The organism is Streptomyces sp. NPDC058653, assembly GCF_042716895.1.
GTDB lineage: Bacteria > Actinomycetota > Actinomycetes > Streptomycetales > Streptomycetaceae > Streptomyces.
Genome location: NZ_JBHXRM010000055.1, coordinates 38,307 through 50,854, shown reverse-complemented (window position 1 = coordinate 50,854; position 12,548 = coordinate 38,307). Strand labels below are relative to the sequence as shown.

Genomic DNA, 12,548 nt, shown 5'->3' with positions numbered 1-12,548 from the left:
GGAGCAGAGTTGGCACGGGCCACGGCTCGTACTCCACCCCCTCACCGCTGATCCGCTCGGACGTGTACGGCACCGGTGACCGCGCGCCGGTACGTGGCGGCGTCAACGAGCGCACACGCGTCACCGTGATCGGCGACGGTGCCGTCGGCCTGATGGCGGTGCTCTCGGCCAAGCTCATGGGCGGCACGCAGATCATCCTCATGGGAAGCCGCCCGGACCGCACCAACCTGGGCCGTTAGTTTGGCGCCACGGACCTGGTCGCATCATCCGGTGCCCCGGCCCCGCTCAGCTCAGTCGGGGCACGAGGTCCGGAGTTCCTCTCTCGGAGGTGTGGCCTTTATGTTCTGTTCCTGGAGGTGACCTTCCAGTTTCTCTCGGTAGATCTCCCGCCAGGTGCCGTCGTCGATCTGATCCGCGATGGATTCGCACACGAAGTGGCGCAGGGCGTCGTCCCCCTTCGCTATGCCGACGCCCCATCCCGTCGTGCTTGCCTCCAGCGGGTTGGGGACCATGGACAGATTCGGGTTGGCGGCCAGAAAGCCGGCGAGTATGGGCCGGTCGGTGACCACGGCCCGGACGGGGGGCTCGGTGGAGCCGGTGGTGCCGTCGGTGGAACTGTTGAGGTTGTCGACGCAGGTCTGGTAGTCGGATTCCCCTCTTGTCTTGAACTTGGATGCCGGCAGTTTGTCCAGAATTGACTCCGATATTGATTTCCCGACCGTGCACACAACTGTCCCGTCGGGGAAGTCGTCGGGCTCGTTGATCTTTTTCCGCGTCTGCTTCCCGTTCTGCTCCACCCAGGCTTCGTCTCCCGAAGTGCCGGTGTTCACCATCATTCCCTGATCGGTTATGAAGTAGGGACCGGCGAAATCCACTTCCTTCATACGTTCCTCGGTGATGCTGTAGCTGCCGACCATGAGATGGATCTGGCCGTTGTTCAGCTGGTCGTCTCTGGTCTTGGTGGTCACGGGGATGAAGTCGATCATGCTGTCGCCTTCGAATCCGAGTTCCTTCGCGATGTTCTTGGCGAACTCGATGTCGAATCCCACCCATTCCCCTCCGACCTCCTCGCTCAGTCCCGGCTGATTCGCCTTGACTCCGATTCTGAGCACCCCGCCGTCGGTCTGAGCGTCTCTGATCGCGGGCGAGTCTGTGAGCGCGAACTCCTGAGTCGGGTGGTACTGGTTCCAGGCGAGCCAGCCGCCGCCGGCAGCGAGGACAGCCAGACAGATCCCGCCCGCCAGCACCGCACGGCGTTTCGGGCGGTCGCGCCCCGACCCGGACTCCGACTCCCGCTCCGACCCCGGCTCCCGCTCCGGTTCCGGCCGGGACCTGGGGCTGTCCGGGCCGTCCGCGGACACCCCACGGACAGAATTCGTACCGGTGCCGGGCCCGTCCGTGCTGTCCGTGGAGGGACCCGGGACAACCTGTCCGGGGATGGTGCGTGCCCGGTCGGGCGAGCCGGGGGCGGAGCCCGGGGCGGGAGCCGGGGCGGCACTGCCGATCTGCTCGCGGATCGCCACCATGCCGGCTTCGTGGTAGTCGAGTTGCGCGTCGGCGCTTTCGAGGAAGTGGTCGTACTCCCAGGGCCGAGGAACAGGTACCGAGCGGCTGCCCTCCTCGAATGAGCCTGGGGGAGTGTTCTGCACGGGGGACGGCTCGATGGCATGGCGGCGCTGTTCGGCTTGCCTGAACGCCTCGATGCGCAGGTCCTCGGCGTTGTGCTTCTCCCAGCGGGCGCGGGCGAGTCTCTCCTCGAACTCGATCAGCCGCTGCTCGGTCTCCGCCAGCCGCTGTTCCGCCTCGGCGACGCGCCGTGCGTCGTCGGCCGCACGTCTCCTGTTCTCCTCCGCGCGCTGTTGGTTGGTCGTTGTCTCCGTCTCCTGCCGGCTCAGCCGCAGGCGCGCTTCGTCCCGCTGGATCTCCAGATTCCGGCAGCGCTGGTTCAGTTCGGCCATCGCGGTGATGAAGGCGTAGATGAGGTGGGTGAGCCCCTGCACCGTCTCCTGCGCCTTGATCTGGCCCTGAAGTGCGTCGTTCAGACGGAGTTGCTGCTCGTGCGCCGACGTGCCCTGAGAGGCGGTCGCCGGGGATTCTGCCTCTCGCCGCAGCTTCTCGGCCTCTTCGGCCGCAGCGAGCAGTTGCTGCCCAAGACCGCGGTGCAGTTGCTGGTCCTGCGGGGCGACCAATTTGGTGACGACATCATTCAGCAGCCATAAGGGAATCAGCTTGCGGCCCTTGAGGTATTCGCTCCACCGCGTACGCCGGGGGTGCGGGAAGATCCCTTCCAGTTGGCGCAGGGTCCGGCCGCCCACGCGGGCGCGTAACCACTTGGCGAGTTCGGCGCCCTCGGGCGTCTCCGCTTCCACCGGGCCGTGCCGCGGAACCCTCAGCGGATGGGTGGGGCGTTCCTCGTCGCGCATGATTTCCGTCCCCTCTCGGTTCGTATCCGTCCGGGATGTCCTCGGGATTTGGCCGGACTCAGCGCCGTGACGTGCGCGGACACGCACGGACGGGAGCGGACATGAATGGACATCAGATCACCATCGCAGTCTGGTCTTCCACCCGTTGGGCGAATCTGGAAGGCAACTGAAATGGGAAAGCGAACGAAGGACCGTGGCAAGTTCCTCAGGCGCCACAGGCGTGTCACGGCGGTCGGTGTTCTGGCCGTGGGAGCGGTGCTCATCTCCCTGGGGCTCTCCTCCGACTGGATCGACCTGGCCGCTCTCGCCCTCGCTGCCGTGTCGTTGGGGCCGGCCGGCGCCAACCGATCCGGCCGCACTCCGCGGCCCGGCGGTCGTCCCCTCCGCAGGCTCCATAGGAAGAACCCCTCCGCAAACCGGCGATCCCCTCGGGACCCCGGCCGACCCGGCTGAGGCTTGTACGCCGGGGGAGCCGGTCCCGGAATCCGCGGCGTCGGGCATGGCTGATCGGCTGTCGCGGCAGGACCGTGTGAAGTCCGTAACGGTGGGGTGAGTTGTTCGGGACAGGGGACGGCCCCAACGGCCCACCCCTGTCGTCCGATCAGGGCACCACGTAGCCGCAGCCCAAAAGGGCACCTTCCGGCATCTCCTGAGATGCAATCCGCTCTGCACATGCGCCCGCGCCCGCCGCCCTTTGCCCGGCGAATTGGCGCGCGCCACCCGGAATTTCTCCCCCGCAACCCATGAGAGAAGACGACCAAAACTAAGTGCGACGAGGGTCGCGAATCGAAACCCGTATCGATTCGATCGAACCGCATGCTCGCCAGGACGGCGGACGGTCCGTACCAGTGGCTAGACGACCCGTCGACGTACCGACCTACGAAACTCGCGCCCCGAGTCATAGGAGCAGGACTCGTCAACGCTATTGCGGAGCGACTCATTTGGCGGCCCCGAGCGGCAACTGGCCGCTACCGCGCCGCTCCCCAGTACCCCTGCAACTCGGCCGGGCGCTCCGGCCAAGTGAGCCACCACACGGCAACCCACTCTGTGATTTGGTGCGTCCGGGAAAGCCCTCGACGGGCGGGAAGGCGCAGGCGACGTCCGGCAGGCCGGACGAGCCTGCCGAGGATCATGCCGGAGCGAGTATCCGCGCCGGTCCCACGCAACAAGATCCTGAACCGGCTGGTCCTCGGTATCGCGCGGTAGACCGGCCGCCACTGCGGCGAGATCAACATGAGCCCGAACCGGAAGCTCGGGGTGGCGCCCCGGACAGGGGCCTCCGACGAACTGCTGGATCGATCGGGGCATCGAGCTGGCCAGTTGCCCTCAACGTCAATGGCGTTCCAATCCGTACCGCGGCTCGCCCTTCGGCGGGCAGAGAGTCCGGCCGTAGCCATCCGCTCCTGCTCTCCGCGATCGGAGTTCGCGGTTGGTGGTGCCAATGATGCCTCAGGCGCGTTCGAGGCCGACTACGACTGCTTTGAGCGGGGTGGCCGCCAGCGGGTGTTTCGGCGATTCCCTTGGCGAGGAGTCGGCTCAGCGCTTCCTGCCTGGCTGCCAACAGTTAGCGCCTGTAAGGGAATTGTCGGAAGAAGATGCCTTTGGTGGCTCCGGCGCGTTCGGTGATCTGCGCGACGGTCGTGGCGTCGTACCCCAGCTCGGTGAACGGGCCGACGGCTGCATCGACGAGGCATTCGCGTGCGCCCGGGTTCCCGTGGCCCCATAGCCCCATCGTGCGTGATGCGCGTGAGTGATGGGACTCTTGTCCCGTAACCCTGTTATGGTGACGGGACAAGAGTCCCATCACTTGCGGGAGGGCCCCATGGGTTTCCGTATCACCGGTGGCACCAAGCCCGCCGACGCGGGACCGCCACCCGTGTGGCAGCGAGGGTCCCGCACTGTCGCCATGCCTTGGCGAAAGCGGGCTTCCCCCGCATCGCCGGCTGCGGCAATTCACGTCCACAATCAACAGGAGGCCCCGTCATGGTGGCAGTTGTCTTCGGTGCTCGCGGTAACGTCGGCCGTCATGTGGTCGATGGTCTGTTGGCCGCCGGTGAGCAGGTCAGGGCCGTCAGCAGAACCGCGGTCACGGGTCTGACGCCCGGGTGGGAAGCGGTCACCGCAGACCTGGATCGACCCGAGACGCTGACCGCGGCGCTCGACGCGGCAGACAAGCTGTTCCTGTACGGGATGCTCGATCCGCAGAATCCGTACGACATCGAGAAGGTCGCGGCGGCGGCCACAGCTGCGGGAATCCGGCAAGTGGTTCTGCTGTCGTCGGTGTCGGTCCTGAGCCCCGACGCCGACCACCCGGTCCCCCGCCTGAACCGCACGATCGAGGAGGCTGTCCAACGGTCGGGCATGGACTGGACATTCCTCAGGCCTGGGACATTCGCGACCAACACCCGCACCTGGTGGGCCGAATCGATCCGCACCGACAGCGTCGTCCGTCTTCCCTATCCGCTCGCACAGTCGGCACCGGTGCACGAGAAGGACATCGCGGCACTCGCGGTGACCGCCCTGACCGAACCGGGCCACTCGCACCAGGCCTACACCATCTACGGGGCCGAGTCCCTGACCCTGCAACGGCAGGTCGAGTACATCGGCGAGGCCCTCGGGCGGCGCATCCGGATCGAACACGTCTCCGACGAGCAGGCTCGCGCGGAAGTAGGCAGAACAATGCATCCGGCCGTGGCCGGAGCGATCGTGAACCAGTGGGCCGCCGCCGACGGCATACCGTCCCTGACATCCGTCATCGCCGGAAAGATCACCGGAACCCCGGCGCGCACCTATGCGCAGTGGGCCGTCGACCACTCCGATGACTTCCGCTGAGCCTGTGGTTTGATCAGCCATTGGTTCTTCGGGCCGGGTGGGAGTTCCGGGCGTTCCGGGCCTGTCGGTCCGGCCGGGAGAATGCGCCTGTGAGCCTCCACTTCGAAGTCGTCTTCACCTGCTTTCTCCGGGACAACACTCCCGACACGGTGCTGGAAGCCCTACGTTGGCACCTCGGCATGGTCCCCGAGCGCCCTAGCGGCCTCGACGCGGACGAGCACATGTACCCATTGCTGACACCGGACCCGGAGGGCCGCCTGCCCGGGGGAGACTTCGCCTCTCTCCGGCGCCAGTCCCGAGGCTTCGCAGGCGGGGGGCGAGCTCTACGCGTGGGGGCTGTTCAGCCGCAACTACTGGCTCGACGACGAGATGGGTGAACTGGTCACGATCCTTGAACTGCTCGCCCCCTATGTCGAAGAGCCAGGTCACGGCGGATACTTCCGGGAGGAGTACGAGTCGGAGCTGACCGTCCTCACTTTCGAGGACGGCGCCTACGGGCCGTTGAACCGCTGATCGGGGCCAACCGCGGCGGGGGCAAGAGGCGGTGATCCGATCGGTCGCATCAAGCTCAGGTCGAGGATTCACGTCATCTGTGACTGCGGTGGGTCCCCGCTCTCCACATGCTGACAAGGGGCTACGGCGCCGACCGCCGTCTCAGTTGGTCGCCGTGCCGACGGATCGTGCCCTGTAATCGCCCGTCGAAGAAGGCGGGCTTCCTCCGGCACGCGGTCTCAGGCCCACTCATCGCGCAGCTCGGCGGCGGCCTGGGCGACGAGCGCGGAGAAGGCCGCGTCCGGGTCGGCCAGCCATCGGGACGTGGCGCGCCGGGAGATCGCCATCGCCACGTCGATGATGAAGCGTGCCTTGCCGGGCTCGACGCCCCGGCTCCGGAGCGCCCGCGCGAGTGCGTCGGCGATGTCGGCGAGCTTGATCAGGTCGCGCTCGGCCAGTGCCGGGCTGGCGGCGATCACCTTGACGCGGCGCAGCAGGAACTCGCGCGACTGGAAGACCTCGTCGGCGGTTCCCAGCGCCGTGAGCACCGCCTCGATCGGCGTGAGGACGGGGTCCGACGCCTCGACCCGCGCGACAAGGTGCGCTTCCAGCTCGTTGCCGGCGAAGAGGACCTCCCGCTTGTCGGGGAAGTAGCGGTAGAAGGAGCGCTCGGTCAGACCGGCGGTGCGCGCGATCTGCGCGACCGTGGTGCGCTCGAACCCCTGCGTCTCGAACAGCTCCAGCGCCGCGCGCTCAAGTCGGCCTTTTCCGTCGGACTCCCATCTCGGCATACCCAGCAGCATATGACGGCAGAGGCTGTCATCGGGGTGTTAACGTTGATGACAGCAGATGCTGTCATCAACAGGAGATCGTCATGAAAGCACTTCAGTTCGACAGGTTCGGATCCCCGGACGTGATCGTGCTCCGCGATGTCGCCAAGCCGGAACCGGGACCCGGCCAGATCCGGATCGCCGTGCGGGCGTGCGGCCTGACGCCGGGCGACTGGGCGGTGGTCGACGGCCTGCTCGCCGACCAGTTGCCGCCACTGCCGCGCGGACTCGGCATCGAGGTCGCGGGCACCGTCGACGCGCTCGGTGAGGGCGTCGACGGCGTCGAGGTCGGCGACCGCGTGTTCGGCCCGGCGGCCTTCGACGGGCCGACGGGCGGGGCCGCCGAGTATGCGCTGATGGCGGTCTGGGCTCACATTCCTGTGGGCGTCACCGCCGAGCAGGCCGCCGCGCTGCCGATGGCGGCCGAGACGGCGTGGCACGCGCTCGACGACCTCGGCGTCAGACAGGGTGAGCTGCTGCTGGTCCACGGCGCGGGCTCAACCGTGGGTGAGGTGGCGGTGCGCTTCGCGCTGCACCGGGGTGTCCGGGTGATAGCCACCGCCGGACCGAGACGTGCCGCCGCCCTGGAAAAGATTGGCGCGCAGGTGACCGGCTACGGCGATGGCATGGCCGAACGCGTTACCGCACTGGCCGGAGGCCGCGTCGACCGCGCTCTGGACACGGCCCCGACCGGCGGCCGGATCGACCGCGTCCACCAGGCCGGCCCGGGCGGCGGCTCGCTGCCGTCCCTGATCGAGCTGACAGGGGACCCCGACCGCGTCCTCACGATCTCGGACTTCGCTGCCGCGGCTGAGCTTGGCGCCCGGATCACCCGCATCGAGATGCGCTTCGACCGGATGGGAGAGTTCGCCCGGCTGGCCGGCGAAGGAATCCTGGCCGTGTCGGTGGCTCGCACCTACGCGCTCGGCGAGATCCATGAGGCGGCCAGGCTCAGCAAGTCAGGTCGTCCCGGCGGCAAACTTCTGCTGGTTCCCTGATCGCCCGGCCCGGGCATCACCGTGTTCCGACGTGGCGCCGCCAGTCCGGTCGTAGTCGAACATCGGCAACCTGCTGGCCAGTCAGGGCAACGTCCCTGCGACCGCAGGCTTCGGAGTCCCCTACGAAGGACTCCACGGCCTCGACGAACGCGCCCATCTCGCCGAACGGCTCCAGACCTACACCGTCTACCACCAAGCGGTTCTCAACCTGCTGCGCCGCCCGGCCTGACATCCCAGATCCGTACCAGTCCCCTTCCGACCCTTCTCCCAGTTGCTTCCTCCACAGTTGAACCCGGAAAGTGGCTGAACCCGGACGGTTCACGTCAGTACCCTGCCTTACCTACGCTAAGCAGGCAGATCCACGTTGAGTCGGGAAGGTTCAGCCGAGCTCCCTCAGGAGTGCCGGCCGACAGTAGGGGCGTGCATGGAAAATGGATCGATCGAGGGCAACACGTTCGACCTCAAAAGCCTGTTCGGCCAAGCCACCTACGACATCGAGTACTACCAACGGGAATACGCCTGGTCGGCGGAGGACGTACGTACCCTCCTCACCGACCTCTTCGACGCCTTCGAACGGATCCCCCACGACCGCCTCCAGCACCCGCACGACGCCGGCGTGTTCTTCCTCGGCCCCTTCGTCTACATCGAACAACCCAACGAGGCACGCTTCCTGGTAGACGGACAGCAGCGATTCACCACGCTGCACCTCCTCTTCCTCCACCTCTACCGAGTGGCCGGCGACTGGGGGCAACGTGATGTGGTCAGCAAACTCGACCGCGTGATCACCGACTTCGGCCCAGGAACCCGCCCCCAATTCCGCATCGACATCGAGGAGCGCCAAGAAGCACTCGAAGCGCTTTACCGCGACCGCCCCTACGAACTGCCCCCCGGCGCCTCGCTGTCGCTGCGCAACCTCCACGACCGCAGCCGGCAGATCGGCGAGCTCCTCGACGAACTTCTCGAGGAAGCCGACCGCTGCCCGCCGTTCGTCGACTGGCTGCTGTCCAAAGTTGTGATGGTCGGCATCCGGGCGCCCAGCCGTGACAGCGGATTCCGCATCTTCGAGTCGATGAACGACCGCGGAGCCCGTCTCACCCCCGTGGACCTGGTGAAGAGCTTCCTGCTGTCCCATGTCAGAACGGGAGAGGAGAAACTCAACGAGTCCTGGCGCCACATGCTCTCCGAACTCACCGGAGTCCGAGGCGACACCGATGCCCCTCGCAAGTTCCTCAAGGCGGCGCTCCTCGCCCGCTACGCGACGGTCAGCGAGACAGAGACCGTCGACAGCGACAACATCGACCTGGCACTCAACATCTGGGTCCGTAAGAACAGCGACCGCATCGGACTCCGCCAGCCCGACGACTACCACCGCTTCGTCGAGGACCTGATCCGTCTCGCCGGCCACCACAGCACGTTCCTCCAGGCCAGCAGACAGCCCTACCACGCCGACGGATTGGCAGCCCTGTTCTACAACGAGGTCAACGGACTGACCAACCAAATGGCCCTGGTCCTGGCATCCATCCAGCGTCACGACACCGACACGGAAGCAAAGCGAAAAGCAGCCCTGGTCGCGAACTTCCTCGACCGGCTCTTCGTCGAACGCACCCTCAACGACGAACCCGTCCAGACCAGAGACTTCCAGCCCGAAATCCACCGCCTCATCCCGCGCCTCCGCACCTGCATCACCCACCAGGACGTCTCACGGCTCCTGTCGGCCCAGCTGCCCGACACCACGTTCGAAGCAGTCACCGCTTTAGGGATGCGGGGCAACAACAAAGCCCAAGTCCGCTACCTCCTGGCACGACTGACCGCCCATGTAGAGACAGAGATCGGCAACCCCAACCTCATAGCCGACTACCTCGCACAGGAACGAACCTGGCAGGTCGAGCACCTCTACGCCAACCACCCCGAGCGCCACGCCCACGAAACGCCCGACCCGGCGACCTTCCGGGCCTGGCGAGCCCGCATCGGCGTCCTCGTACTGCTACGCCGGCCCGACAACGCCAGCTACAACGACCTCCCACTGGAAGTGAAAAGACTCCGCTATGCCCGCGAGAACGGACTCGCCGCCATCCTGGCCCCCGACTATCGCAAGAACCATCCGGCACTGAGAGCCTTCATCGCCCGCCACAAGATCGAACGGCACTTCCGAGAGTTCGGCAAAGAGCCGCTGCAAAAGATCGTCGAGGTCCGCGGGGAGCTCTACCGGCGCCTGTGCGCACACATCTGGGACCCGCAACAGCTCGGCTTCCAACCTCTCCCACCGCCCACCCGAACGGAAAGCACCACCCCCGTCACACCGCGGCGCTCCACCACACCGGTACGTCCCCGTCCGCTCCGCACCGACCTGGCACGCATGATGCGATCAGGCGTTCTGGCCCCAGGCACCCAACTTCACGGCGAGCGCCGCGGAAACCGCTACACCGCGAGAGTTGATGCGGAGGGTTTCGTACTCCTGGACAGCGGTGACCGCTGTCCGAGCCCGGACGAAGCGGGAAAGCTGGTCTGCGGCACACGCAGTTGTGTGGGGATGGCCTTCTGGTACGTGACATCGGAGGACGGAGGGCTCGTATCCCTTCGCGAACTGCGGGGGCAGGCGGAACGAGACGGCCGTCTGCTGAGCGCCAGGAGGTCGTAACGCGCCCACAACCCCTAGGCCGACTTGCCCTGACGGGTCGGAGCGGCGCTCTTCCGCCGGCCCCGAACCCGCCCCGGCCAGCGTCCTCTCACCGTAGCTCTCGCCGCCCTCGGGCACCACGACAACGGCCAGGTCCTCGACCGTGAGGTGGATCTTCGCGGTCAGCACCGTCCCCCAGGACCGGCCGAGCGCTTCGTGACGCGCAACCGCTACGGACCAGCCGATTCATCCCCGGCTTTCTGCGGAGTGAACGATCTGGGCCGGGTCGGCCGCCGGTCTGCTGATCTCGACGGTGACCGCGCCGGTCGGCGTGTCCGGAGCGGTCTTCCTCCTCTCGTCCAGCTCAGCGTCCTCGGCGTGCTCAGGTCTGCGGTCACCCAGACGAACATACTGTTCAACGTGGTGGCCGGGCTGGGTGCCCCGTGGCGCTACCGGCGGGCCCTTCGCCGCACCTCGGCCTCTTGGTTCATCAGCATCGACATCACCACTCCAACCGGCTCTTGCGAGCCTGATCCACGCCGTGGCTGGGCGGCGTTGGATCTAGAACACGTCGCGCAGGGTCTCAAGGAGGCGGGCGATGTTCGCCTCGTCGCGGCGGTAGTAGGTCCACTTGCCCCGCCGGGTGGCGATCACCAGCCCAGCTTGCCGCAGCATTGCGAGGTACTGCGAGGTGGTCGACTGCCCCAGGCCTGCGCGCTGCTGGATGTCGGTCACGCAGACACCGATCTCGACGTCGGCGGGCTCCTGGCCGGGGAAACTCATCGGGTCCTTGAGCCACACCAGCATCTGACGGCGTGCCGGGTTGGACAGGGCCCGGAACACAGCCAGCAACTCCGCTTCCGAGAACACGCCACGATGGTAGCGCATCGTCATATTGACGAATCGCGATATGACGATCTAAGGTTGCGGCATGTCGACTTCGATGCGCGTGATGGAACTCGTCCGCTTCGGTGCCGCGGACACCGCGTTCGCCACCCGAGAGCTGCCCAGACCGACTCCCGGACCCGGCCAGTTGCTGGTGCGCGTGGAGGCAACGTCCGTGAACCCACTCGACCTGCAGACCCGGCGCGGCGACTACCGCGACCAAGTGGCGCTGCCCGCCGTGATCGGCAACGACGTGTCCGGCGTGGTGGCCGAGACCGGCCCCGGGGCGGACGACTTCCAGCCGGGCGACGAGGTCTGGTACCTGGCGCCGATCTTCGCCGGGCAGGGAACCTACGCCGAGTACCACGTGGTCGACCAGGCCCTGGTCGCCCCCAAGCCCGCACGGCTGACGCACGTCGAGGCCGCCGGCCTCGCGCTCGTGGGCGTGACAGTGTGGGAGGCACTGGTCGAACGCGCCAGGGTGCGGGTCGGAGAACGGGTCCTGGTGCACGGCGGAGCGGGCGGGGTCGGCTCGGCCGCCGTCCAGCTCGCGAGCGCGCTGGGGGCCGAGGTGGTAACCACCACGCGGGCAAAGGACCACGAGTTCGTCACCGGACTGGGAGCCGACCACGCGATCGACTTCTCAGCCGGTGACTACGTGCCGCAGGTCCGCGCGCTGGGCGGGGTGGACGTCGTGCTGGACACGGTGGGTGGGGACACCCTGGCCCGCAGCCCGGAGGTCCTCGCCGACCGAGGCCGCGTGGTGTCCATCGTGGACATCCCCGAACCCCAGAACCTGCTCGCCGCGTGGGGCGTGAACGCGACGTACCACTTCCTCTTCGCCAGCCCCGGCCGGGCGAAGCTCGCGGCCCTCGGCCGGCTGGTCGACCGGGGCAGACTCCGGCCGGTGATCGGCGCCGTGCTACCACTGGCCGACATCGCAAAGGCGCACACCCTGCTGGAAGGCGGCTCTACCGGCGAGGGCCGCAGACGCCCACGCGGCAAGATCGCCATCACTGTGCACCAGTGAGTGTGCGGGGTGGTGTCAGCAGGGTTGTTGGCATTGTTGCCGGGTGATTCCGGCTGCGCGCTGCCGAGCCGGGCACACTTGCCGAGCGTGCAGCTCGGCGACGCTGCTGGAACCATCCCCCGCGGGCGCGGAGAGCCCACCCGATGATGCGGAGCGTGCAGACGGGCGAGGGGACCATCCCCGCGCCTGCGGGGAGCACTGGGCGGGGCAGTCGGCAATCCAGCGACCCCAGGGACTATCCCCGCGTCTGCGGGGAGCACAATGCATGACGTGGACAGCCCCTATCACCTTCGGGACCATCCCCGCGCCTGCGGGGAGCACTTGGGAAACAGGGCACCGAACGCGGCAAAGGACGGACCATCCCCGCGCCTGCGGGGAGCACTCTCGGTGACCTGGGAGTTTCGCGGCGATAGGGGCCGCTCTCGAGTAGTTTCGGCGAAA

The 12,548-nt window shown here is 67.3% G+C and carries 9 protein-coding genes and 2 pseudogenes; 7 read left to right on the top strand and 4 right to left on the bottom strand.

Translation table 11 applies throughout. The features are described from left to right. Positions 1-239, top strand: a pseudogene (locus ACFWU9_RS32535) (IMP dehydrogenase); the annotation flags it as partial. A 51-nt stretch (positions 240-290) separates the two neighbouring features. Here the strand turns inward: ACFWU9_RS32535 and ACFWU9_RS32530 are convergent. Both ACFWU9_RS32530 and ACFWU9_RS32525 read right to left on the bottom strand, forming a co-directional pair. Beyond that, on the bottom strand, positions 291-2,423 hold the full coding sequence (locus ACFWU9_RS32530) for a transporter substrate-binding domain-containing protein (protein WP_384324670.1): 2,133 nt from the start codon (positions 2,421-2,423) through the stop codon (positions 291-293). Positions 2,424-3,987: 1,564 nt separating this feature from the next. Further along, positions 3,988-4,155 (bottom strand): helix-turn-helix domain-containing protein, encoded by a 168-nt coding sequence (locus ACFWU9_RS32525; protein ID WP_384324669.1) that lies wholly within the window; start codon positions 4,153-4,155, stop codon positions 3,988-3,990. A gap of 146 nt (positions 4,156-4,301) precedes the next feature. On the opposite strand from ACFWU9_RS32525, the gene ACFWU9_RS32520 reads away from it, so the two are divergent. Together ACFWU9_RS32520 and ACFWU9_RS32515 are read left to right on the top strand one after the other, a co-directional pair. Beyond that, positions 4,302-5,255 (top strand): NAD(P)H-binding protein, encoded by a 954-nt coding sequence (locus ACFWU9_RS32520; protein WP_384324668.1) that lies wholly within the window; start codon positions 4,302-4,304, stop codon positions 5,253-5,255. 369 nt (positions 5,256-5,624) lie between these two features. Further along, complete coding sequence (locus tag ACFWU9_RS32515) at positions 5,625-5,768, top strand: hypothetical protein (protein WP_384324667.1); 144 nt, start codon at positions 5,625-5,627, stop codon at positions 5,766-5,768. 218 nt (positions 5,769-5,986) lie between these two features. Here ACFWU9_RS32515 and ACFWU9_RS32510 read toward each other — a convergent pair whose 3' ends face one another. Continuing rightward, positions 5,987-6,538 carry a TetR/AcrR family transcriptional regulator gene (locus tag ACFWU9_RS32510; protein ID WP_384324666.1) on the bottom strand — a complete coding sequence of 184 codons (552 nt, stop codon included), beginning with the start codon at positions 6,536-6,538 and terminating at the stop codon, positions 5,987-5,989. A gap of 83 nt (positions 6,539-6,621) precedes the next feature. On the opposite strand from ACFWU9_RS32510, the gene ACFWU9_RS32505 reads away from it, so the two are divergent. From ACFWU9_RS32505 to ACFWU9_RS32495, 3 genes and pseudogenes are all read left to right on the top strand, one after another. After that, positions 6,622-7,575 carry an NADP-dependent oxidoreductase gene (locus tag ACFWU9_RS32505; RefSeq protein ID WP_384324665.1) on the top strand — a complete coding sequence of 318 codons (954 nt, stop codon included), beginning with the start codon at positions 6,622-6,624 and terminating at the stop codon, positions 7,573-7,575. Positions 7,576-7,999: 424 nt separating this feature from the next. Next, the gene (locus ACFWU9_RS32500; RefSeq protein ID WP_384324664.1) at positions 8,000-10,213 is read left to right on the top strand and encodes a DUF262 domain-containing protein; all 2,214 of its coding nucleotides are present in this window, start codon (positions 8,000-8,002) and stop codon (positions 10,211-10,213) included. Positions 10,214-10,466: 253 nt separating this feature from the next. Beyond that, positions 10,467-10,654 (top strand): annotated as a pseudogene (locus tag ACFWU9_RS32495) (sulfite exporter TauE/SafE family protein); the annotation flags it as partial. Positions 10,655-10,753: 99 nt separating this feature from the next. Here the strand turns inward: ACFWU9_RS32495 and ACFWU9_RS32490 are convergent. Beyond that, positions 10,754-11,062: an ArsR/SmtB family transcription factor gene (locus ACFWU9_RS32490; protein WP_384324663.1), complete on the bottom strand. Its 309-nt coding sequence runs from the start codon at positions 11,060-11,062 to the stop codon at positions 10,754-10,756. Positions 11,063-11,123: 61 nt separating this feature from the next. Here ACFWU9_RS32490 and ACFWU9_RS32485 point away from each other — a divergent pair, with 61 nt between their 5' ends. Then, positions 11,124-12,107: a zinc-binding dehydrogenase gene (locus ACFWU9_RS32485; RefSeq protein ID WP_384324662.1), complete on the top strand. Its 984-nt coding sequence runs from the start codon at positions 11,124-11,126 to the stop codon at positions 12,105-12,107. Positions 12,108-12,548 lie beyond the last annotated feature (441 nt).